Genomic DNA, 23,757 nt, shown 5'->3' on the forward strand with positions numbered 1-23,757 from the left:
TTACCCCTCATTCCCGGCATGAGCTGCAGGCATATGGCTGCTGTGTTCATCTGCGCTCATGTTCATCATTGAATGGCTTTCGCCTTCGTGTGTCTTCCCGGCACCGTGGCCGCTGTGACCAAATTTGTTAATGGTGTCCACAAACAGGTTTGGTTTGACAGCGGAGAAATAGACAACTGGGTTGTTCACACTCGGTTTTGCCAGTGCGTCAAACGCTTCGGTGGTGGTCAGGGTGTCCGGTGAGGCTTTCACCTTCGCAACCCATTCATCGAAGGCTTCGCGTGTCGGGGTGGCAGTGGCGGTAAATTTCATGTCAGAGAAACCGTGGCCGCTGTAGCTGGCAGAAATGCCTTTGTACACGCCCGGTTCTTCCGCAATCAGATGCAGTTTGGTCTGCATACCTGCCATCGCATAAATCTGGCCGCCTAACTGCGGGATGAAAAACGAGTTCATCACAGAATCAGAGGTGATTTTGAAATTGACAGGAACACCGACAGGGAATGCGATCTCATTGACAGTGGCAATGCCTTGATCCGGATAGATAAATAACCATTTCCAGTCCATTGAGATAACCTGGATGGTGACAGGCTCCTGGTCACTGACCAGCGGCTTGTACGGATCCAGCTCATGGGTGGTTTTCCATGTAATGGTACCCAGGATCAGAATGATAATGATCGGAACAGTCCAGACGACCAGCTCGATTTTATTGGAATGCGCCCAGTCAGGACGGTAAGTTGCTTTTCTGGTTTCCCGGTAACGCAGGGCAAAAACGATTGCCATGATAATGACCGGAATAACCACAATGAGCATCAGACCAATGGCGGTTAAAATCAGTGTTTTTTGCTCAGCACCGATAGTGCCTTTCGGGTTCATCAGTGCCATATCGCATCCGCCCAGCAAAAGTGCAGATGCGAGCAGCGAGATTACCCCAATACTCTTTTTGTAGTTCATAAGTCTCATCCAACGACCCCAAAAACAAAGGTACTCAAGTACTCTTGTCGTTTCATCAGTCCGCACATATTACGGCAAGGTAAGATCAGTGTAAATATATGTAATAAGATTGGTTGGTTTGTTGCCTCTTTATGTTAAAATGATCACAAGTGAGCCAATTTTTGTGAAATCGTGAAATAAAAATCACAATTTTAACAATCAGGAGACAAATTTATATTTAAGCTTAGATTAGGGAAGGAAATACCGAAAGGATGAAACACTGATTATTACACTTTATATGACGTAATGGTGAAATTTTTTTGTTCAGAAACAGTTTCCTGGTAAAAATACGGGGGGATTTTGCCCCCCGCAGCGGAAAAATGTGATCTAGAAGTTATATTTTATGCTGTAAACCACAGCCTGCTGGTAAAAGTCCTCACCCAGTTTGTTATCCGCATAGCGGTACTGAATGCCGGTTGTCACTGACGGAACCGGTGTCCACCATAAGGCCAGCGCGCCGTTGACGCCGTCACGCCCGCCGTTGCCGTAACGATCGTTGCGGTTAAGCTCGATTTCGTTCCAGTTGGTGACGCTGAATTTTTCATTCCACAGGTTAAAGTCATAACCGGCAACCCAGCCGAGGACATAGCCGTTGTTGCCGCTGTAAAACGTTTGATCAACATAGTGCAGGGCAGCAAATGGTTTGAACCATAAGCCGTTGAATTCGGTGTTATAACCGATACCATACAGGGTGTTCACTTCATGGAAGTTACCGCCGTTACCCGGCAGAGAGTAAGTACCGTAGACATGGCCGTAGGCGTTGAAACCGGTATCACCGAGGTAGATACGCGCCGTGGTTTTGAAGGTGTAACGCTGGTTATCACCGGCATCGGAATCGTTTTTACTGTTAAACGCGTTCTCGAGGTCGAAGAAACCATAAAGCTCACCCCAGCTGAAACCGGCACCGCCCTCAAGCTCCAGATACGCAAAGTCATCTTTGTGCGTGCTGTTGCCGCTTTTGTGAGTGGTATGCGGGGTCCAGTCCAGATAGTTCATGCTGACGTTAGCAAATCCCCACTGATATTCAGCCTGCGCAGAAAACGCGGCGGTTGCAGCGATCAGGGCTGCAATAGTCGTTTTTTTCATAATTTATTAGCTGTTTATTTGGTCGTTAAAGAGTATCGAAGTCAGAAGTAACAGCGCGAATATAGGGTGAAGGCACAAAAAGGAAAATGGGTGATGTGACGTATTTGTGGTTTTGAATGTAATTTAAAGAAATAAATTACAAAAAATGTGATAGAAATCTAAAATTAAACATAAAAAAAGCCGGTAAAAACCGGCTTTATAAACTTTTGATTGAATTTTTTCTGATATTCGTGACAGCCTGTCAGGCCAGTTTATCGCGGCGGAGTGCACAATAATCGAGCAGTCCGCCCAGGAACAACCCGGCAATACCGATATTCAGGCCGTAAATAAACAGGTCGCCTTTCAGCGTGTCAGGAATAAAGCCCGGTGTCAGTTCAAATACCCCGGTCAGCAGCAGGATCAGGCTGGCCGCGAACAGTACTGCGGTGATACCGAGCAGTGACATCGCCGTCCGGTAGCCGTTGCGGAAATGCCGCCTCGGCAGAAACTGCTCCGTTTTCTGGGTGTAGAGCAGTGTTTTGCGGCACAACATCAGCAGCAGTAATCCCGGAATTGCGGCAAACACGGTAAACAGATAGAACCAGCTCCAGCCGTAGGCTTCCACCATCCAGCCGGCAAACGGGCCGGTATAGACGCGGCCGATAGCAGACAGTGCCGACAGCAGGGCAAACTGTGTGGCGGAGAAGGACCGGTTACAGAGTGTCATCAGCAGAGCGACAAAGGCGGCTGTGCCCATCCCGCCGCAGATGTTCTCGATAAATACCACGCCGCCCATCATATAGATATTTTGTGGTGTGACGGACAACACCCAGTAGCCGAGGTTGGAAAATCCCTGCAGGATCCCGAAGAACATCAGGGATTTAAACAGGCTCCAGCGCTGCATCAGATAACCGCCGTACAGTGCCCCGACAATCGTGGCGGCCAGCCCCAGGGTTTTATTGATAAGCCCAACTTCGTCCGGACCGAACCCGGCTCCGCGGATCAGAAACGGCGTGCTCAGCGTCAGGGCGAAGGCGTCCCCCATCTTATAAAGGACAATCAGCAGTAACAGCAGCCAGGTGTTGTTACGGGAGAAAAATTCCGCCAGCGGCTCCCGGACAGCCTCACGCAGCGTGCGCGGCGGCGGGGCATCGGTTTCCGGCTCTTTCGCCCTCAGCGTGGCAAACACACCGATCAGCATCATTCCCGCCATCAGCAGGTACATGTTCTGCCAGCCGGTATAACGGTGAGCGATAAACAGCGCCAGGCCGCCGGAGAGCAGCATTGCCAGCCGGTAACCTAAGGTTGATATCGCAGCCCCGGTGCCGCGATCTTTCGCGGACAGCAGATCCGTTTTATAGGCATCAAAAATGATGTCCTGTGAGGCAGAGCAGAAAGCAACAATCGCGGCGGCCGCAGCCAGCCACCAGAGGTGTTCCGTGGGTTTGAGCATCCCCATACCGGCGATACTGACAACCAGCAGAAGCTGTGTGGTGATCATCCAGCCGCGGCGGCGTCCGAGGAACGGCAACTGGTAGCGATCCATAAACGGTGCCCACAGGAATTTAAACACATAGGCCTGGCTGACAAGGGTGAAAAACCCGATGGTCCTGATATCCACGTTTTCGACGGTGATCCAGGCCTGGAGTGTGCCGCTGGTCAGTGCCAGCGGTAATCCGGATGCGAAACCGAGCAGTAAAAGAATACGGGCATTACGCTCGCTGTAAGTCGCCCAAATACTCCGGAGCATGATTATCCTCACACGCCGCAGGCTGCGGCGCATTGACAGTGACTGAAAACAGCAGGCCGCCCGGCGTTATCCGGCTGCGGACGGCACGGCAGATTAGTAGCGGGTGTTCTGTTTAATGAACTGGCTGATTTGGGTATCCTGAGCCATGTCCGCGACGATATCGCTGAGTGCGCGGTTAAAGGCGTCAGTGATTTTTTCATTGCTGGCGCTTAGCGGGCCCTGCACATTATAGCTGGTGCGGAAAGTCCGGCTCTTTGTGCTGTTATTCTGCGCGGTGGCGAGAACAGTAATATCAATACTGACGGTGATATTATGGCGCAGGCTGCCTTCCTGAACATCTGCCTTAAAGGTATTGATGGAAATCTGGACATTGGCATTTGCCGGTGAGCCAATCATAAAACCGCGTGCGGTCATCTGTTTTTCCAGGGTTTCCTGCATCAGGAAACGCAGATCACGGGACGGGCGCAACTGTGCCAGCTGGCCGTTACGGCTGAATTCAGCCAGGGTCTGTGACGGGCGTTTATCCACGCCGGTAATAGAGATGGTGGCGGCACCGAGCGTCGGATCCGCAGACGGTAATTTCATCACCGGTTCAATGGACAGGGTGTTGGACGGTGCCTGACACCCGGCCAGTAAGAGCATTGCGAACAGCGGGAGGAGGTATTTTTTCAACATAATATGAATCCGTTACAAGTTGTTGAAGTCAGTCACAGCACCGGATAAACGCCGGGGCGTGAGTGTTCGGCTTAACGCATGATGATAATCGGCTTTATCCGCGAATGGTATGGATTTTGATAAAAAACTCACTACACTGAGCTTTCTCTGAAAGCCAGTATTGACCGGAAGGATAGTTATGTCGGCATCATTTCCTGCTGTAATGCAGCAGCGTATTGAAGAAAAACTGAATCACGCGCTTGCCCCTCATTATATTGATGTGGTGAATGAGAGCAGCCAGCACAATGTTCCGGCGGGATCGGAAACCCATTTTAAGGTGGTGGTGGTCAGTGAGACCTTTGCGGGCATGCGCCCGGTGGCACGTCACCGTCATATGTACACGCTGCTGGCTGATGAGCTGGCCGGCGGGGTTCACGCTCTGGCGCTCCATACTTATACCCCGGATGAGTGGAATCACAGTCAGGGCGGAGTGAATCCGTCCCCGCGTTGTCACGGCGGCGGAAAGTAAGCCGCTGTTTGAGTGAAAAAGCAGCGCACAGCACAAAATTTAACAGAAAAAGGGTGAAATTCAGACTCTTTTGTCTGCACTTCTCGACGCGGCCTGTCAGCATCGCTATAATGTCGCGTCTGAAATTCCGTATGGTTTCGGGACGCTTCTGAATATAAGGGAACTCGGTTTTTAAATGCGACCGCCCCGGTTCATTATCGTTTCACACAGGCATCGGGCCGGTGTGAGATATGGAGTTGACCGAGCAATAGACTTTTTTGAGGTAATAAGATGCAAGTTTCTGTTGAAACGACTGAAGGCCTTGGGCGTCGTGTATTAATCACCGTTCCTGCAGCCGATATTGACAAAGAAGTAACTAAACAATTAGCTGAAATCGCCAAGAAAGCACGTATCGACGGTTTCCGTAAAGGTAAAGTGCCGCACAACATCATCAAACAGCGTTACGGCGATGTGGCGGTTCAGGATGCACTGAGCGACCTGATGTCACGTAACTTTGTCAGCGCTATCATCGAAAACAAAATCAACCCTGTCGGCGCGCCTGACTACAAAGTTGATGAGCCGTACAAAGAAGGTCAGGATTTCACTTACACTGTTGAGTTCGAAGTCTTCCCTGAAATTGAGCTGAAAGGTCTGGAAACAATCGAAGTTGAAAAACCGGTTGTTGAAGTTAAAGACGAAGACATCGACGGCATGGTTGAGACTCTGCGTAAACAGCAGGCTGAGTGGAAAGTGACTGAAGGCGCAGCTAAAGCTGACGATCGCATCACTATCGACTTCACCGGTTCTGTTGACGGCGAAGAGTTCGAAGGCGGCAAATCTTCTGATTTCGTCCTGGTCATGGGCCAGAACCGTATGATCCCGGGCTTTGAAGACGGTATCGTGGGTCACAAAGCCGGTGAAGAATTCGACATCGAAGTGACATTCCCGGAAGATTACCACGCTGAAAACCTGAAAGGGAAAGCAGCGAAATTCGCTATCAGCCTGAAAAAAGTGGAAGAGCGCGAACTGCCGGAAATGACTGAAGAGTTCATCAAACGTTTCGGTATCGGCGACGGTTCCCTGGAAGGTCTGAAAGCGGAAATCCGCAAAAATATGGAACGCGAACTGAAAAACGCAGTGCGCAACCGTATCAAAACTCAGGTTATCGACGGTCTGCTGAAAGCAAACGAAATCGATGTACCGAAAGCAGCTGTTGACAGCGAAATCGAAGAACTGCGCCGTCAGGCGGCACAGCGTTTCGGCGGCTCTGAAAAACAGGCGATGGAACTGCCACGCGAACTGTTTGAAGGCCAGGCTAAGCGCCGTGTAATGGTTGGTCTGCTGTTAGGCGAAGTGATTTCTTCTAACGAACTGAAAGCCGAAGACGATCGCGTTAATGCGCTGATCGAAGAAATGGCATCAGCGTACGAAGATCCGGCTGAAGTTGTGGAATACTACAACAAAAACAAACAGATGATGGATGGTATCCGTAATCTGGCACTGGAAGAGCAGGCTGTTGAAACTGTTCTGGCGAAAGCAAAAGTGACAGATAAAGAAACCGGCTTCACTGATCTGATGAACCAGGTTCAGGCAGCAGGTTAATCCTCTCTCTTTGTGAACGGCCGAAGGCTGTTTATCTGATATAAAACCGCAGGCAATGTGTATTGTCTGCGGTTTTTTCGTCATTTCTGACAATATTCCTTGAAAACTGCGGTGGTTATCCCCCATATTTGCCATACAGGGTATCTGCCGGACAGTATATGCTGCTTATGTGACCGGATCGCGTATAGCGCATGGTCATCGCGCCGGATCTCAAGTAAAATAACCGGTATCCGCCAGGCACCAATAAAATTCAATCAGGAGATGGACATGTCATATCACGACAATCAGGATACTTTCGCACCCAACATGGCGCTGGTGCCGATGGTTATCGAGCAGACTTCACGCGGTGAACGCTCCTACGATATCTATTCCCGTTTATTAAAAGACCGTATTATCTTTTTAACCGGCCAGGTTGAAGATCATATGGCAAACCTGATCGTGGCACAGTTACTCTTCCTGGAAGCTGAGAACCCGGAAAAAGACATCAGTCTTTATATCAACTCGCCGGGCGGCGTGATCACCGCAGGGATGTCCATTTATGACACCATGCAGTTCATCAAACCGCAGGTCAGCACCATCTGTGTGGGCCAGGCCTGCTCAATGGGTTCTTTCTTACTGGCGGCAGGTGCGCCGGGCAAACGTTACTGTCTGCCGAACTCCCGGGTGATGATTCACCAGCCGCTGGGCGGCTATCAGGGACAAGCCACTGATATTGAAATTCATGCTCAGGAAATTCTGAAAGTGAAAGCGCGCATGAATGATTTATTAGCTCACCATACCGGTAAATCCGTTGAGGAAATTCAGCGTGATACCGAGCGTGACCGCTTCCTGTCCGCGAAAGAAGCGCAGGAATACGGTCTGGTTGACCATATTTACACACACCGGTAAGTAACACAGGCACTGCCCGTATCCTGCCGGGCGGCAGGGTACTGCGGTGCTGTGACATTTTTTGCGGCTCACAGGCGGTGAGCTGTACTGATTAAGTGAGGTTTACTGATGACAGACAAACGCAAAGACGGTTCAGGAAAGCTGCTGTACTGCTCTTTCTGCGGAAAAAGTCAGCATGAGGTTAAGAAACTGATTGCCGGCCCGTCAGTGTATATCTGTGATGAATGCGTTGATTTATGCAACGATATTATCCGTGAAGAAATTAAAGATCTGATCCCGGCCCGTGGCAGTGAGCGCAGTGAACTGCCGACGCCTCATGAAATTCGTCAGCACCTCGATGACTATGTCATTGGTCAGGAACTGGCTAAAAAAGTGCTGGCAGTCGCGGTATACAACCACTACAAACGTCTGCGCAACGGCGATAAAACCGCTGACGGCGTGGAACTGGGTAAAAGTAACATTCTGCTGATCGGCCCGACCGGCAGCGGTAAAACCCTGCTGGCTGAAACTCTGGCCCGCTACCTGGATGTGCCGTTCACTATGGCCGATGCCACCACACTGACCGAAGCCGGTTATGTGGGTGAGGATGTGGAAAACATCATTCAGAAGCTTTTACAGAAATGCGACTATGATGTGGAGAAAGCACAGCGCGGTATCGTCTATATTGATGAAATCGATAAAATCTCCCGTAAATCAGATAACCCGTCGATTACCCGTGATGTTTCCGGTGAAGGAGTTCAGCAGGCACTGCTGAAACTGGTTGAAGGGACTATCGCTGCTGTTCCGCCGCAGGGCGGGCGCAAACATCCGCAGCAGGAGTTTTTGCAGGTTGATACCTCGAAAATTCTGTTTATCTGCGGCGGGGCGTTTGCCGGTCTAGATAAAGTTGTCGGCCAGCGTCTGAACACCCGTTCCGGTATCGGTTTCGGTGCGGAAGTGCGCGGCGAGAAAGACAAAGCGACAGAAGGCGAATTACTGTCTCAGGTCGAGCCGGAGGATCTGATCAAATTTGGTCTGATCCCGGAATTTATCGGCCGTCTGCCTGTCGTGGCAACGCTCGGTGAACTGAGTGAGGATGCGCTGATTCAGATCCTTCAGGAGCCGAAAAACGCACTGACAAAACAATATCAGGCACTGTTCAGCATTGAAGATGTTGAACTCGAGTTCCGCCGTGAAGCACTGATTGCCATTGCGAAAAAAGCCATGAAGCGTAAAACCGGTGCCCGTGGTCTGCGTTCCATCGTTGAGGCTGCGTTGCTCAACACGATGTATGATTTACCGTCGATGGAAAATGTTGAAAAAGTGGTTATCGATGAAAACGTGATAACCAACCAGACCGAACCGATGCTGATTTACCGCAAACCGGAAGCTCAGGTTTCCGGCGAGTAACGGAAAGTTAGCGCAGTTGTTATCAATATTAACTAAATGAGGGAATTTTCCCTCATTTTGCTTTTCTTACTAAATAAAGTGTTGAATGTGAGAAATGCATCCCCATATATTGATTATTCTATGGAGTGGAACCCGTGATAACGCGTTTCACGACGTTCCCAACAAGGCGTAAGCTAAACGAAGAGAGTGCTCTATGAATCCTGAGCGTGCTGAACGCATTGAAATCCCGGTACTGCCTTTGCGCGATGTGGTGGTCTACCCCCACATGGTTATTCCTTTATTTGTCGGGCGCGAAAAATCTATCCACTGCCTGGAAACAGCGATGGATATGGATAAAAAAGTGCTGCTGGTAGCACAAAAAGAAGCGTCAACGGATGAGCCGGGCGTCAATGATTTATTTTCCGTCGGGACAGTCGCGTCTGTATTACAGATGCTGAAACTGCCGGACGGCACCGTCAAAGTGCTGGTCGAAGGCCTGCAACGTGCGCATATCAAAACATTAAGTGACAACGGCGATTTCTTCTCTGCCCAGGCAGAGCTGATGGAATCCCCTGTCGTGGACGAGCGCGAGCAGGAAGTATTGCTGCGCACGGCGATCAACCAGTTTGAAGGCTATATCAAGCTGAATAAAAAGATCCCGCCGGAAGTCCTGACATCTCTGCACAGTATCGACGATGTCGCCAAACTGGCTGACACTATCGCTTCCCATATGACACTGAAATTACAGGACAAACAGTCTGTTCTGGAAATGTCAGATGTGGTTGAGCGTCTCGAATATCTGATGGCGATGATGGAATCGGAAATCGACCTGTTACAGGTTGAAAAACGCATCCGTAACCGCGTCAAAAAGCAGATGGAAAAAAGCCAGCGCGAGTACTATCTCAATGAGCAGATGAAAGCTATCCAGAAAGAACTGGGTGAGATGGACGACGCGCCGGATGAAGCAGAAGCGCTGAAACGCAAAATCGAAGAAGCGCAGATGCCGAAAGAGGCAAAAGAGAAAGCCGAAGCGGAATTACAGAAACTGAAAATGATGTCGCCGATGTCAGCGGAAGCGACGGTTGTCCGCAGCTATATTGACTGGATGATTCAGGTTCCGTGGGTCAAGCGCAGTAAAGTGAAAAAAGATCTGCTTAAAGCGCAGGAAATCCTCGACAGTGACCATTACGGCCTGGAGCGGGTGAAAGAGCGCATCCTTGAATATCTGGCGGTACAGAGCCGTATCAGCAAAATCAAGGGGCCTATCCTGTGCCTCGTCGGACCGCCGGGGGTGGGTAAAACCTCTCTGGGGCAGTCCATTGCCCGTGCAACCGGCCGTAAATATGTCCGTATGGCGCTGGGCGGCGTGCGTGATGAAGCGGAAATTCGCGGTCACCGCCGTACCTACATCGGTTCTATGCCGGGTAAACTTATTCAGAAAATGGCAAAAGTCGGTGTGAAAAACCCGCTGTTCCTGCTGGATGAAATCGACAAAATGTCATCGGATATGCGCGGTGATCCGGCTTCCGCACTGCTTGAGGTGCTGGATCCGGAACAGAATATCGCGTTTAACGATCACTACCTGGAAGTGGATTACGATCTGTCCGACGTCATGTTTGTCGCGACATCCAACTCCATGAATATTCCGGCACCGCTGCTGGATCGTATGGAAGTGATCCGTCTGTCCGGTTATACGGAAGATGAGAAACTCAACATTGCCAAGCGTCACCTGCTGCCGAAGCAGATTGAGCGTAACGCACTGAAGAAAACCGAGCTGCATATTGATGACAGCGCGATCCTCGGCATTATCCGTTATTACACCCGTGAAGCGGGCGTGCGCGGACTGGAGCGTGAAATCTCCAAACTGTGCCGTAAAGCGGTGAAACAGCTGCTGATGGATAAGACACTGAAACACATCGAGATTAATCAGGATAACCTGAAAGATTACCTGGGTGTGCAGAAAGTGGATTACGGCCGTGCTGATACTGAAAACCGCGTGGGCCAGGTTACCGGTCTGGCGTGGACAGAAGTCGGTGGTGACCTGCTGACCATCGAAACCGCAGCGGTTCCGGGTAAAGGGAAACTTTCCTACACCGGTTCACTGGGTGAAGTGATGCAGGAATCTATCCAGGCAGCGTTAACCGTGGTACGTGCCCGTGCGGATAAATTGGGGATCAACAATGATTTCTATGAAAAACGCGATATTCACGTCCACGTACCGGAAGGTGCAACACCAAAAGACGGCCCGAGTGCCGGTACTGCAATGTGTACCGCACTGGTTTCCGCGCTGACCGGTAATCCGGTGCGTGCGGATGTGGCGATGACCGGGGAAATTACCCTGCGTGGTCTGGTGCTGCCAATCGGTGGTCTGAAAGAAAAACTGCTGGCAGCACACCGCGGCGGCATTAAGACTGTTCTGATTCCGGACGAAAACCGCCGTGATCTGGAAGAAATTCCGGATAACGTAAAAGCGGATCTGGATATTCATCCGGTTAAAACAATAGATGAAGTTCTTTCACTTGCCTTAGTGAATCCTGCTTTCGGTATGGAAGTGGTAAGTAAAAAGGCGTAGGAAATAGTGACCTGCGTCAAGAAGTTCAGATAAATAAAGGGCTGACAGGTACTTTAGGACTTGTCAGCCTTTTTTTGTCCCGCTAATTTAGCGAACATTCTTACGAAACATGCGAAGTCTGCAATCTTGCCAAGAGCGAAAAGGCTTGATATAACGGCTGTGGCTGTCAGGAACATACTTCGTAAATCCGGGCCGAAAATTCTGAAAGGGGATGATAATAGTGAATAAGTCACAATTGGTCGATAAAATTGCTGCAGACGCTAATATTTCTAAAGCTGCGGCTGGTCGCGCGTTAGATGCAATTATTGGTTCAGTAACCGATTCTCTGAAAGGCGGGGATGACGTGGCTCTGGTTGGTTTCGGTACTTTCACTGTTCGTGAGCGTGCAGCACGTACAGGCCGTAACCCGCAGACCGGAAAAGAGATCAAAATCGCCGCTGCGAAAGTCCCGGCTTTCCGTGCAGGTAAAGGTCTTAAAGACGCAGTAAACGGCTGAGTTTTTCCTCAGGCAACGGGATATTTATCTGTCCCGGGCACAAAAACCGTATAAAGCTAAACAGGAAGCGCATCAGAATGATGCGCTTTTTTTTGTTTTAGGGCATAATTTCCCCTGACCTGATTTTTCTTTTACCAAAGCGGAGTTTGGATTTCTTATGATGGAAAACCTGCGCACAGCGGCGAACAACCCTGTGATTAAAATTATCTTCGCCATCATTATCCTGTCATTTATTCTGACAGGTGTGGGTGGTTACCTCGTCAGCGGTTCTAACTATGCTGCCAAAGTGAACGATACTGAAATATCGGTCCAGCAGTTAGAGCGCGCCTTCCAGGAAGAGCGTAACCGCCAGCAGGCTCAGCTGGGTGATCTGTTCTCGCAGTTAGTCAGCACCGAAGAGGGCGTTAAACAAATCCGTTCTCAGGCGCTGAACCAGATGATTGACACCATTCTGCTGGAACAGTATGCACGGAAATTAGGTATCACTGTCAGTGATGACCAGATTATCAGCGCGATTCGTCAGGAGCCTGACTTTCAGGTTAACGGCCAGTTCAGCCAGCAGGCGTACGAAACATTCCTGTCCCGTAACGGTATCACCGGTGACAACTACGCAACTTACCTGCGCAAGCAGATGATTCAGGCACAGCTGGTTCAGCCGTTTGTGCGTGACTCATTTGTGCTTGATTCCGAAGTGACCAATGCGGCAGCGGTTTTACTCCAGTCACGTACCATCCGTACCGCGACGCTGGATCTGGCTTCCGCTCAGGCAAAACAGACCACCACCGATGAAGAGCTGCAGGCTTATTACGCGAAGAATAAAAACAGCTTCATCGCGCCGCAGTCCTTAAAAATCAGTTTTGTTGAGCTGGATGCCGCGAATATCCAGGACAACACATCAGTCACTGAAGAACAGATTCAGGACTACTACGACAAAAATATCCCGCGTTTCACCGTACCGGCAAAAGGCGAGTACAGTCAGATCACTCTGGCGACGGAAGATGATGCCAAAGCGGTACTGAATGAGCTGAAAAACGGGGCGGATTTCAAAACCCTGGCGAAAGAAAAATCCACCGATAAACTGACTGCCCGTAACGGCGGGGTGATCGGCTGGATGGAAGACGCCGCGCTGATCCCTGAAATTAAAGGTGCCGGGCTGACAACCGCCGGCCAGCTTTCAGAGGTTATGAAAGTGGATAACGGCTACGCGATTTTCCGCCTGGATGTGTACGAGCCGGAAACCGTCAAACCGCTGGCGGATGTGAAAGATGAAGCCACCCGTCTGGCCAAAGGCGAAGCGGCAAGCAAAGCCTTCTTTGACCTCCAGCAGAAAGCCAGTGAAGCTGCTGCGAACGATAACGAATCCCTGATGGGTGTTGAGCAGGCAACCGGCGTTAAAGCTGTACAGACTGACTGGTTTGCTCTGAACAGCCTGCCGGATGCGGTGAACTATCCGGAAGTGTTAAAAGCATTAACGGAAAACAAACTGTTTGATGAGAAAGGACCGTCCGGTGCTAACTCTGACATCATCACTGTTTCCGGTGACCGTGCCTTTGTGATCCGTGTTGATGAGTATCGTCCGGAAGCAGTGGAATCCTTCGAAAAAGTGAAGTCAGACATTGACGCGCTGGTGAAACGCAGCAAAGCGGAAGCCGCGCTGAATGCGGAAGCGGATAAACTGCTGACGGCACTGAAAGAAGGTAAAGGCGACGCCGCGTTAACAGAAGCCGGTGTGAAATTCGGTGCAGAGCAGACTGTTCAGCGCCTGAATCCGTCAGACCCGGTTATCAATGCTGCCTTTACCCAGCCGCATCCTGCGGACGGTAAACCGACCTACAGCCGCACCATTGACGGCAAGGGCAACATTGTTCTGGTACAGCTGGATAAAGTCACAGCCGGTACGGCAACGGATCAGGAAAAAACTGAGCTGCGTACAGTGCTGCGTCAGCAAATGGCGTCCACTGAGCTGGAATCATTACTGCTGAACCTGCGTGCTAACGCAGATATTGATGTGAGAAATATGAACTAAAATTTTTCGATCTGTACCGAAAAATAAAATGTCGTTTTACATCATCTGAAAGGCTGCGTTCGCAGCCTTTCGCATTTCTGTTCTGAAAATCCCCCGGCAGAAAAAATTTTTGCGACACTCCGTTTCGTGCTAAACACAAAAGGAGAAATAGCATGAAAACAAAATGGACATCTGCATTATTATTAACATCAGCACTGTTAACCGGCGGTTTTTTCAGTACTTCCGCACTGGCTCAGGCTGCACCACCGGCAGACAGTGCGCAGGTTCAGCAGTCTGTTGCACAGGAAACAAACCGCATCAGCATTAATACCGCGACTGCGGAAGAACTGGCCCGGGAACTCAGTGGCATCGGGCCGAAAAAAGCCCAGCGGATTGTGGAGTACCGCACGGAAAACGGACCATTTACTTCTGCGGAACAACTGAAGGATGTATATGGTATTGGTGAGCGTATTTTTACGATGAACAGCGATAAGATAGAGTTGTAATATCAGCAAAGGCTGATTTCCCTTCCCCGGGCTGACGGGGAAGGGAATACCGGAAACAGAGTAAAGGGAGAGATATTATGAGCACCACAATTAAAGTGATTGGCTACCATATTGATGCCTTCGGACATGTTAACAATGCGCGTTATCTGGAGTTTCTGGAGGCCGCCCGCTGGGACTGGCTGGAAAGCTACGATGCTTACCGCTGGTTTAAACAGATGGATATCGCCGTGGTGGTGGTGAATATCAATATTAACTACCGGCTGCCGGTGTATGTGGGAGAGCGGCTGGTGATAGACAGCTATTTACAGCACGCGGGGCAGAAAAGCGGTGTTCTCAAACAGATAATTACCCGTCAGGAGGATAAGCAGGTTGTGGCGGATGCGGAAGTGACCTTTGTCTTTATTAATATGAAAACCGGCAAAGCGATCCCGATTGAAGGGGAAATCCGCGATAAATTTGAATTGCTGACAGCACCAAAAGAGAGCTGATGATCCGAAGGACAGAGAAACGCCCGGCGGGTCACCGGGCGTAACAGGCACTTATTGCAGGCCGGTGATTTTTTTCATAGCGGCCATAACAGCACTGCGATCAGCAAGATAGCTGTCCAGTCCGTTGCGGCGCAGATGACAGGCGGCGCATTCCCCGCAGCCATCCCCCTGAATACCGTTATAGCAGGTCAGTGTTTCTGTGCGGACGGTATCCAGTTGTCCGTAATAGTCAGCCAGCGCCCAGGTCTGTGCTTTATCCAGCCACATCAGCGGGGTTTCAAAGCGGATATCACGGGCAAGACCGGCGTTGACGGCTTTGTTCAGTGCTTTGACAAACTCGTCCCGGCAATCCGGATAACCGGAAAAATCGGTTTCACAGACACCGGTGATAATCGCTTCCGCATTGACCTGATAAGCATAAATCGCCGTCAGGGTGAGAAACAGGATATTACGGCCCGGGACAAAGGTATTCGGAATATCACTTTGTTCACTTTCACTGAACCCGGGCACCGGGATGTTATCACGGGTCAGGCTGCTGACCGCCAGTTCATTCAGCAGAGAGACATCCAGCACCTTATGTGCTGCCGCACCCAGTTTCAGGCTGAGTTTACGGGCAACGTCTATTTCCTGACTGTGGCGCTGTCCGTAATCAAACGTCACACAATGCACTTCATCATAGTTGCGGAGTGCCTGAATCAGGCAGGTTGTGGAATCCTGCCCGCCACTGAATACGACCACAGCACGTTTCATCGGTAAACCTCATTATAAAAAGATAAGGTTTATGGTAACGGCTGCATCACCATTTGGGTAGTGTTGCCTGTGCGTCAGTCAGATCACCGATGTTGTCTGCCACCCACTGCGGGTTGTAATAGGTGTCCGGATATCGTTCGCCGCTGTCGCAAATCAGTGTCACAATCGAGCCGGTCTGTTTCTGTTCATGCATCTGTTTTGCCAGTTGCAGTGCGCCCCAGACATTGGTACCGGTGGAGGCACCGGTGCGGCGGCCGAGCAGTTTTTCCAGCCAGTAAAGAGTGGCGATACTGCACTGGTCACTGACTTTGATCACATCATCAATCACGCCCGGGATAAAAGACGGTTCCGCACGCGGACGGCCGATGCCCTCAATCTTACTGCCGGTATCGCAGCGCAGATGTGAGCATTTCTGATGGTAACAGTCATAAAAAACAGAGTTTTCAGGATCGACGACAACCAGTTTTGTGTCATGTCCCTGATAGCGGATAAACCGGCCGAGCGTGGCAGAGGTACCGCCGGTACCTGCGCTCATCACAATGTAACGCGGCACCGGATGGGCTTCCCGTGACATCTGACGGTAAATACTTTCGGCGATATTGTTGTTGCCGCGCCAGTCAGTGGCACGCTCGGCATAGGTGAACTGATCCATATAGTGGCCGCCGGTTTCGCGGGCCAGACGCTCGGATTCCGCATAAATCTGCGCACTGCTGTCCACAAAGTGGCACCGGCCGCCGTAGAACTCAATCTGTTCAATTTTACGGCGTGCCGTGCAGCGCGGCATCACGGCGATAAACGGCAGGCCGAGCAGACGGGCGAAGTATGCTTCCGAGACAGCGGTGCTGCCGGAGGATGCTTCAATCACCGGTGTACCTTCGCGGATCCAGCCGTTACACAGGCCGTACAGGAAAAGCGAACGCGCCAGGCGGTGTTTCAGGCTGCCGGTCGGGTGAGTGCTTTCATCTTTGAGATATAATGAAACCCCCGGGTAAACGGGTAATTCCAGCGGGATCAGGTGGGTGTCAGCACTGCGCTGATAATCGGCCTGAATGGCATTAATGGCGGATGTGGTCCATTGGGTTGTCATGTAGTATCTCCTCACGGTCTGTTGATGCATCTTAGCAATTCTGTGAGAGAAAAGGCTTTTTCTATTTTCTGTATCATGCATGATATGGAGAAATTTATTCTCTCTGGTGGTGATATGTTAGATAAAACAGACCGTAAATTGTTACAACTTTTGCAGGAAGATGCTGCATTATCACTGAACACCCTGTCCGAAGCGGTGAACCTGACATCCACCCCCTGCTGGAAACGGCTGAAACGGCTGGAAGATGAAGGATACATCCGCAAACGTGTGGCACTACTGGACCCGGAAAAACTCGGGCTGGGGCTGACGGTGATCGTCATGATCAAGACACAGCACCACAGCAGTGAGTGGTATACTCAGTTTGTGGAATTTGTTCAGCAGATGCCTGATGTGGTGGAGTTTTACCGGATGGCCGGGGAATTTGACTACATGCTGCAGGTCGAAGTGGTGGATATGAAATGCTTCGATCATTTTTACAAAAAACTGGTTAACGGTGTGCCCGGTTTAATTGATGTGACTTCCAATTTTGCGATGGAGCGCATAAAGTACACCACCGCATTGCCGATTCCGGAGAAATGCAAAGCGGACTGATTATTAACCTGAGATGTTATACGGGATCCTGTGAGATTATTTGCCCAATTAAAATGGTATTTCCTCAGTGAATGGCGGCGCTATACCGGTGCGGTCACTTTTCTGATCATTATCGCGGTGTTACAGATCCTGCCGCCGCGCTTTGTCGGCATCATTGTTGACGGCGTGACCAAAGAGACGATGACCACCACCACGCTGTGGGGCTGGGTCGGCGTGATGCTGCTTATCGCACTGGTGATTTATATTCTGCGCTATATCTGGCGGGTCTGGTTATTCGGTGCCTCCTACAAGCTGGCGGTGCGTCTGCGTCAGGATTTTTATCAGCAGTTCAGCCGCCAGTCTCCGGCCTTTTATCACCGTTACCGGACCGGTGACCTGATCGCCCGCAGTACCAATGATGTGGACAAAGTGGTGTTTGCCGCCGGAGAGGGGGTGCTGACGCTGGTGGATTCTTTTGTCATGGGACTGGTGGTCCTGCTGACGATGAGTATTGAGATCAGCTGGCAACTGACACTGCTTTCCCTGCTGCCGATGCCGCTGATGGCTCTGGCTATCAAACGTTACGGTCAGCAGCTGCATCAGCGCTTTAAAACAGCGCAGGGCGCATTTTCCTCCCTGAATAACCACGCGCAGGAAAGCCTCAGCAGTATCCGGATGATTAAAGCTTTTGGCCTGGAAGATCACCAGTCTTCCAGGTTTGAATCCGTTGCGGCAGAAGCCGGACGCAAAAATATGCATGTGGCACAGATAGATGCCCGTTTCGACCCGACCATTATTATGGCGATCGGGATGTCAAACCTGCTCGCGGTTGCCGGCGGCAGCTGGATGGTGATGCAGGGCACACTGACGCTCGGCGGGCTGACCAGCTTTATTATGTATCTCGGGCTGATGATCTGGCCGATGCTGGCATTAGCCTGGATGTTTAACATTGTGGAGCGCGGCAGTGCGGCCTACAGCCGGATCCAATCCCTTCTTGAAACCCCGCCGGTACTGGCGGATGGTACAGAATCCCTGCAACCGGGGCGTGGTGAACTGTCCGTTGCTGTGGATGAGTTCTGCTACCCGGAAAGCCGCCGGACAGTTCTGCACGATATTCGTTTTACCCTCAGACCGGGCCAGCTGCTCGGGTTGTGCGGCCCGACCGGCTGCGGCAAATCCACGCTGCTGGCATTAATCCAGCGTCATTATGATGTGACAGCAGGAAATATCTGTTTTCAGGGCAGACCGCTGCCGGAACTGACCTTCGCCGGCTGGCATGCCCGGCTGGCGGTGGTGAATCAGACGCCGTTTCTGTTCTCCGATACTATCGCCAATAATATTGCGCTGGGGCGGCCCGGGGCGACACAGGAAGAAATTGAACACGCGGCCCGGCTGGCCAGTGTTCATGATGATATTGAACGATTGCCGCTCGGTTATGAGACTCAGGCCGGTGAGCGGGGCGTGATGCTGTCCGGCGGGCAGAAACAGCGGATCTCCATTGCCCGGGCTTTGCTGATGGATGCTGAGATCCTGATCCTCGATGATGCACTTTCCGCAGTGGACGGGCAGACGGAATACCGGATCCTGCAGAATCTGCGGCGCTGGGGGGAAGGCCGTACGGTGATTATCAGTGCGCACCGGCTCTCAGCGCTGACTGAAGCCGACAATATTCTGGTGCTGCAACAGGGCGGTATCAGTGCTCAGGGGCGTCATCAGGAGCTGATTAATCAGAACGGATGGTATCGTGAAATGTATCATTATCAGCAGTTAGAGGCCGCGCTCGATGAGTGAACAGACCCGCCCGGAAGCGGCAAAAAACCTGTGGCCGTCGCTGAAACGTCTGCTCGGCTATGGCCGTAACTACCGCCGTCCGATGGCCGTTGCCATTGTGATGCTGTGGCTGACAGCCATTGCTGAAGTCGCCGCACCGGTTCTGGTGAGCTATTTTATCGACAATATGGTGGCGAAAAATCAGATTGTCCTGTCGGTGACACTGCTGCTGGTGGCCGGGTTTATCGCCTTACAGATTGCCGCATCGCTGCTGCATTATTTTCAGCTGATTTATTTCAACCAGGCCGCTGTCGGCGTGGTACAGACACTGCGCGCCGATGTGATGGATGCCGCGCTGCGCCAGCCGCTGAGTGCATTTGACACCCAGCCGGTCGGGCAGCTGATCTCCCGTGTTACCAACGACACGGAGATGATCAAAGACCTGTTTGTTAACGTGCTGCCGACACTGTTCCGCAGTGTGGCGCTGATTGTGGTAATGCTGATTGCCATGTACTCCCTGGAGTGGCGGATGGCGCTGGTGGCAACTGCTATGTTCCCGGCAGTAATGATGGTGATGTGGATCTACCAGCGGCTGAGCACGCCGATTGTGCGCCGGGTGCGCAGTTATCTGGCTGATATTAACGATGGTTTCCATGAAATTATCAGCGGCATGACAGTGATTCAGCAGTTTCGCCAGCAGGCGCGTTTCGGAGAGCGGATGTTTGCCGCCAACCGCCGTCATTATGAGGTCAGAATGGCGGCACTGCGGCTGGACGGCATTTTGCTGCGTCCGCTGCTGAGCCTGTTTTCGGCGGCGATCCTCTGTGGTCTGATGTTATTGTTCGGGGTTGAGGGCACCGGCGTTATCGGCGTCGGGGTGTTATATGCGTTTATCACCTACCTCGGTCGGCTGAATGAACCGCTTATCACGCTGACATCCCAGCAGTCTGTTTTACAGCAGGCGGTGATTTCCGGTGAGCGTGTTTTTGAACTGATGGACAGCCCGCAGCAGAAATACGGGGCGGATGATCAGCCGCTGACCGGCGGCAGTATCCGTGTATCACACCTGACATTTGCCTATCAGCCGGGAAAACCGGTACTGCGTGATATCAGTATCGATGTGGCGGAGCACAGTTTTGTCGCCTTTGTCGGGCATACCGGCAGCGGGAAAAGCACACTGGCAAACCTGCTGATGGGCTACTATCCGTGGCAGGCCGGGGAAATCAGCCTCGGCGGGCGTCCGCTGGAACAATTCTCACATAAAGCACTGCGGCAGGGCATCGCGATGGTGCAGCAGGATCCGGTCATTATGGCCGCTTCTTTCCGTGACAACATCACCCTCGGACGGGATATTGATGATGAGCGCATTCACAGGGTGCTGGAGATGGTTCAACTGAGTGAGCATGTCTCACAGCTTGAATACGGGCTGGATACCGAACTGGGTGAGCAGGGTAACACCTTGTCTGACGGGCAGAAACAGTTGCTGGCCATGGCACGGGTGCTGGTGCAGACCCCGAAAATCCTGATCCTGGATGAGGCAACCGCCAATATCGATTCCGGTACTGAGCAGGCTATCCAGAAAGCCTTACAGCTGATCCGCCGTGAAACCACACTGGTGGTGATTGCACACCGATTGTCCACGATTGTCGATGCGGACACCATTTATGTGCTCAACCGCGGCGAAATGGCGGAATCCGGCTCTCACCGGGCGTTACTGGCAGAGAAGGGCCGCTATTACCAGATGTATCAGCTGCAGCAGGTCGGGGAATCACTCAACGCCCCGGAAGAGAACTATACCCCTGCACTATAATTGTGAGATCGTTCACATAAACAGGTGCATGATGCTGTAAAAAAGTGCAATCCCCGCATCACAGGAAAAGGTGTCTGATTCATCAGACACCTTTTTTATTTTTATCCCATTGTAATTAATAGATTTAATTTCCATTCTGCTTATTGGCATCACTTTTGCAACTTGCCCTCAGGACACCAGCAACCTGAAGCGGAGAATGCGATGAAAATGATAATGGCCATCATCAAGCCTTTTAAACTTAATGACGTCAGAGATGCGCTGAACGAAGAGGGTATTCAGGGATTAACTGTACTGGAAGTACGGGGTGCGGGCAGACAGAAGGGGCACACTGAGCTGTACCGGGGGGAAGAGTACAGCACGGATTTTCTGCCGAAGACGCAGCTTACGATTGTTGTGCCTGATGATTCTCTTGATCGCATTATTGAGGCAATTTGCCGCTCGGCATATACCGGCAGTATCGGTGACGGGAAAATATTTGTTTCAGACATTACTCAGGCGGTACGGATCCGTACCGGTGAACAAAATGATGAAGCTATTTAAACCGCGCGGAGATGCTCAGATGATGAAACGAAAAATGGTCTTGCCTGTTGTGATGTCCGCGGTGCTGCCGCTTCCGGCATTCAGTGCAACGGAAGGAATGGAGCGTGCGGATAATGGTTTTATGCTGATTTGTGCCGCACTGGTGTATTTTATGACACTTCCCGGTATCGCGCTGTTTTACGGCGGACTGGTACGACGTGAGAATGTGTTATCAGTCATGACACAGGTGATTGTCAGCTTCGCGCTGGTGCTGCTGTTATGGGTTTTTTATGGCTACAGCATGGCGTTTTCTGACGGAAATGGGGTGATTGGCGGTCTGTCTCATGCATTTCTCAGCGGGATCACGCCTGTCAGTAACAGCGGCAGTATCAGCCAGCTGACACACGTTATTTTCCAGGGCTCTTTTGCGGCAATTACTGTTGCACTTATCACCGGTGCGCTGGCAGAACGGATCAAATTCACGGCCTTTCTGTTGTTCACCGTTATCTGGTTCTCTCTGGCTTATGTACCTATGGCGCATATGGTTTGGGGTGGCGGCTGGCTGGCGGAAGATGGCGCACTGGATTTTGCCGGGGGAACCGTTGTACATATTAACGCGGCGGTTGCCGGGTTAGTTGGTGCTTACATATTGGGACCGCGCCTGTTACCGGGGAAAACCGCGACCAAACCGCACAGTCTGCCGATGGTCTTTACCGGCACGGCGATCCTTTATATCGGCTGGTTCGGGTTTAATGCCGGATCGGCCGGAAAACCGGATGGTATTGCAGCACTGGCTTTTCTGAATACCGTGATTGCGGTGGCGGCGGGCGTGCTGGCGTGGGTGATTGCAGAGTGGTGCATGCGGGGTAAGCCCTCACTTCTCGGTGCGTGTTCCGGCTGTATCGGCGGCCTGGTCGGGATCACCCCGGCGGCCGGGACGGTGGGCGTCGCGGGGGCGATAGTTATCGGCCTTATCAGCGGTATTGCCGGCTATTGGGGCGTCACTGCACTGAAGCGCCGCCTGAAAGTGGATGATGTCTGCGATGTCTTCGGGATCCACGGCGTCTGCGGTATTGCGGGCTGTCTGCTGACTGGCGTGTTTACCGCGTCTGCTCTCGGCGGTACCGGCTACGCAGAAGGTGTCACTATGCTGCATCAGGTATGGATTCAGGCGGAAAGCATCCTGGTTACTGTGCTCTGGAGCGGAGTGATTACTTACATCGCATTCAAATGCGCGGCACTGACAACCGGTGTACGCTGCACAGAAGAAGATGAGATCAGCGGGCTGGATATCAGCACGCATGGCGAGCAGGCCTATAACCGCTCATAGCCGCAAAAAAGTAAGCCCCCGCTCACCGATGTGCAGCGGGGGCTTTTTTATGCAGGCGCTTAAATATCCCGTAAGCGCAGAACGCCTTCCTGCACAGTAGATGCAACCAGCGCACCAGCCTGATTATAGAAGTGACCACGGACAAAACCGCGTCCGCCGGACGCTGTCGGGCTTTCCACGGCATACAGCAGCCATTCATCCAGCCGGAACGGGCGGTGATACCACATGGAATGATCAATCGTGGCAATCTGAATTTCCGGCTGCATAAAGCCGTAGCCGTGTGGCTGGAGAGCGGTCGGCAGGAAATTGTAGTCAGAAGCATAGCTGAGCAGATACTGATGCAGAGCCTGATCATCCGGCATTGTACCGTTGGTTTTCAGCCAGGTATAACGCACCGGCGGATTCTCCGGGTTCTGAAACGGGCTGTAAAAACGCACCGGCCGCCATTCAATCGCCTGCTCACGCAGGAACAGTGCCTGCATTTTTGGTGGCAGATTCGCGGCGATCTTGCGGGCAATATCAGTTTCAGAGGCGAGTCCGTCAGGGCCCGGAACTTCCGGCATGGCATTCTGATGCTCAAAACTGCTCTCTTCCCCCTGGAAAGAGGCGGTCATATAGAAAATCGGTTTTCCGTTCTGAATCGCGCTGACACGGCGGGCACTGAAACTTTTGCCGTCACGCAGATTTTCCACATCATAAATAATCGGTTTATGGCTGTCGCCCGGGCGCAGAAAATAGCTGTGGAATGAATGAACGCGGCGATCAGCCGGAACGGTCTGTCCCGCTGCATACAGTGCCTGTCCGGCAACTTGTCCGCCAAAGACCTGCGGCAGGCCGAGATCTTCACTTTGCCCCCGGAATAACCCGTCTTCGAGTTTTTCGAGTGCCATCAGGTTTATCAGGTTTTCTAATGCCAGGCTCATAGTTACCCTTATTAAGTATTTTCAGCAGGAACCGGTCATTCTAATCGCTGTCAGCGCAATTGAAAAATGATAAACCGCCGTTATGTGCGGTTCCCGGCCGGCAGGG

21 protein-coding genes are annotated in these 23,757 nt (G+C 51.6%); 14 read left to right on the forward strand and 7 right to left on the reverse strand.

Annotated features, from left to right (window positions below; translation table 11 throughout):
- The 4 genes from cyoA to ACSBQN_RS01385 form a co-directional block, all read right to left on the reverse strand.
- Positions 1-960 (reverse strand): cytochrome o ubiquinol oxidase subunit II, encoded by a 960-nt coding sequence (gene cyoA, locus ACSBQN_RS01370; protein WP_024474587.1) that lies wholly within the window; start codon positions 958-960, stop codon positions 1-3.
- A 357-nt stretch (positions 961-1,317) separates the two neighbouring features.
- A complete protein-coding gene (locus ACSBQN_RS01375) occupies positions 1,318-2,076 on the reverse strand; it encodes an outer membrane protein OmpK (protein WP_004236449.1) in 759 nt (252 codons plus the stop codon).
- A 241-nt stretch (positions 2,077-2,317) separates the two neighbouring features.
- Positions 2,318-3,805, reverse strand: coding sequence for a muropeptide MFS transporter AmpG (gene ampG / locus ACSBQN_RS01380; protein WP_024474588.1), 1,488 nt, complete (start codon positions 3,803-3,805; stop codon positions 2,318-2,320).
- A gap of 93 nt (positions 3,806-3,898) precedes the next feature.
- Positions 3,899-4,480 (reverse strand): YajG family lipoprotein, encoded by a 582-nt coding sequence (locus ACSBQN_RS01385; protein ID WP_036409883.1) that lies wholly within the window; start codon positions 4,478-4,480, stop codon positions 3,899-3,901.
- Positions 4,481-4,658: 178 nt separating this feature from the next.
- Here ACSBQN_RS01385 and bolA point away from each other — a divergent pair, with 178 nt between their 5' ends.
- From bolA to ACSBQN_RS01430, 9 genes are all read left to right on the forward strand, one after another.
- Positions 4,659-4,988, forward strand: a complete 330-nt coding sequence (gene bolA, locus ACSBQN_RS01390; protein WP_024474590.1) for a transcriptional regulator BolA — start codon at positions 4,659-4,661, stop codon at positions 4,986-4,988.
- A 270-nt stretch (positions 4,989-5,258) separates the two neighbouring features.
- On the forward strand, positions 5,259-6,569 hold the full coding sequence (gene tig, locus ACSBQN_RS01395; protein WP_024474591.1) for a trigger factor: 1,311 nt from the start codon (positions 5,259-5,261) through the stop codon (positions 6,567-6,569).
- Positions 6,570-6,836: 267 nt separating this feature from the next.
- Entirely contained in the window at positions 6,837-7,457 is a 621-nt protein-coding gene (gene clpP / locus ACSBQN_RS01400) for an ATP-dependent Clp endopeptidase proteolytic subunit ClpP (protein WP_004240392.1), read from the forward strand.
- 108 nt (positions 7,458-7,565) lie between these two features.
- A complete protein-coding gene (clpX, locus tag ACSBQN_RS01405) occupies positions 7,566-8,846 on the forward strand; it encodes an ATP-dependent protease ATP-binding subunit ClpX (RefSeq protein WP_024474592.1) in 1,281 nt (426 codons plus the stop codon).
- A 193-nt stretch (positions 8,847-9,039) separates the two neighbouring features.
- Complete coding sequence (lon, locus tag ACSBQN_RS01410) at positions 9,040-11,397, forward strand: endopeptidase La (protein WP_024474593.1); 2,358 nt, start codon at positions 9,040-9,042, stop codon at positions 11,395-11,397.
- A gap of 220 nt (positions 11,398-11,617) precedes the next feature.
- The gene (gene hupB / locus ACSBQN_RS01415; protein WP_004240390.1) at positions 11,618-11,893 is read left to right on the forward strand and encodes a nucleoid-associated protein HU-beta; all 276 of its coding nucleotides are present in this window, start codon (positions 11,618-11,620) and stop codon (positions 11,891-11,893) included.
- Between the two features lie 157 nt (positions 11,894-12,050).
- Positions 12,051-13,919, forward strand: a complete 1,869-nt coding sequence (gene ppiD / locus ACSBQN_RS01420) for a peptidylprolyl isomerase (protein ID WP_024474594.1) — start codon at positions 12,051-12,053, stop codon at positions 13,917-13,919.
- A 152-nt stretch (positions 13,920-14,071) separates the two neighbouring features.
- The gene (locus ACSBQN_RS01425) at positions 14,072-14,404 is read left to right on the forward strand and encodes a ComEA family DNA-binding protein (RefSeq protein ID WP_024474595.1); all 333 of its coding nucleotides are present in this window, start codon (positions 14,072-14,074) and stop codon (positions 14,402-14,404) included.
- A 77-nt stretch (positions 14,405-14,481) separates the two neighbouring features.
- Positions 14,482-14,892, forward strand: coding sequence for an acyl-CoA thioesterase (locus ACSBQN_RS01430; protein WP_024474596.1), 411 nt, complete (start codon positions 14,482-14,484; stop codon positions 14,890-14,892).
- Positions 14,893-14,943: 51 nt separating this feature from the next.
- On the opposite strand, the gene queC is transcribed toward ACSBQN_RS01430, so the two are convergent.
- Together queC and ACSBQN_RS01440 are read right to left on the reverse strand one after the other, a co-directional pair.
- Positions 14,944-15,642 carry a 7-cyano-7-deazaguanine synthase QueC gene (gene queC, locus ACSBQN_RS01435; RefSeq protein ID WP_024474597.1) on the reverse strand — a complete coding sequence of 233 codons (699 nt, stop codon included), beginning with the start codon at positions 15,640-15,642 and terminating at the stop codon, positions 14,944-14,946.
- A 46-nt stretch (positions 15,643-15,688) separates the two neighbouring features.
- Entirely contained in the window at positions 15,689-16,729 is a 1,041-nt protein-coding gene (locus ACSBQN_RS01440; protein WP_024474598.1) for a PLP-dependent cysteine synthase family protein, read from the reverse strand.
- Between the two features lie 114 nt (positions 16,730-16,843).
- Here ACSBQN_RS01440 and ACSBQN_RS01445 point away from each other — a divergent pair, with 114 nt between their 5' ends.
- The 5 genes from ACSBQN_RS01445 (at position 16,844) to amtB (ending at position 22,728) form a co-directional block, all read left to right on the forward strand.
- On the forward strand, positions 16,844-17,320 hold the full coding sequence (locus tag ACSBQN_RS01445; protein WP_024474599.1) for an Lrp/AsnC family transcriptional regulator: 477 nt from the start codon (positions 16,844-16,846) through the stop codon (positions 17,318-17,320).
- Between the two features lie 30 nt (positions 17,321-17,350).
- Entirely contained in the window at positions 17,351-19,090 is a 1,740-nt protein-coding gene (locus ACSBQN_RS01450) for a SmdA family multidrug ABC transporter permease/ATP-binding protein (protein ID WP_024474600.1), read from the forward strand.
- A complete protein-coding gene (locus tag ACSBQN_RS01455; RefSeq protein ID WP_024474601.1) occupies positions 19,083-20,879 on the forward strand; it encodes a SmdB family multidrug efflux ABC transporter permease/ATP-binding protein in 1,797 nt (598 codons plus the stop codon). Before ACSBQN_RS01450 ends, ACSBQN_RS01455 begins: the two co-directional genes overlap by 8 nt.
- 201 nt (positions 20,880-21,080) lie before the next feature.
- Entirely contained in the window at positions 21,081-21,419 is a 339-nt protein-coding gene (locus ACSBQN_RS01460) for a P-II family nitrogen regulator (RefSeq protein ID WP_004236467.1), read from the forward strand.
- A gap of 19 nt (positions 21,420-21,438) precedes the next feature.
- The gene (gene amtB / locus ACSBQN_RS01465; protein WP_024474602.1) at positions 21,439-22,728 is read left to right on the forward strand and encodes an ammonium transporter AmtB; all 1,290 of its coding nucleotides are present in this window, start codon (positions 21,439-21,441) and stop codon (positions 22,726-22,728) included.
- Between the two features lie 59 nt (positions 22,729-22,787).
- Here the strand turns inward: amtB and tesB are convergent, their stop codons facing one another.
- The gene (tesB, locus tag ACSBQN_RS01470) at positions 22,788-23,651 is read right to left on the reverse strand and encodes an acyl-CoA thioesterase II (RefSeq protein ID WP_024474603.1); all 864 of its coding nucleotides are present in this window, start codon (positions 23,649-23,651) and stop codon (positions 22,788-22,790) included.
- Positions 23,652-23,757: the final 106 nt, after the last annotated feature.

It is taken from the genome of Morganella sp. B601, assembly GCF_051172335.1.
Classification (GTDB): domain Bacteria; phylum Pseudomonadota; class Gammaproteobacteria; order Enterobacterales; family Enterobacteriaceae; genus Morganella; species Morganella morganii.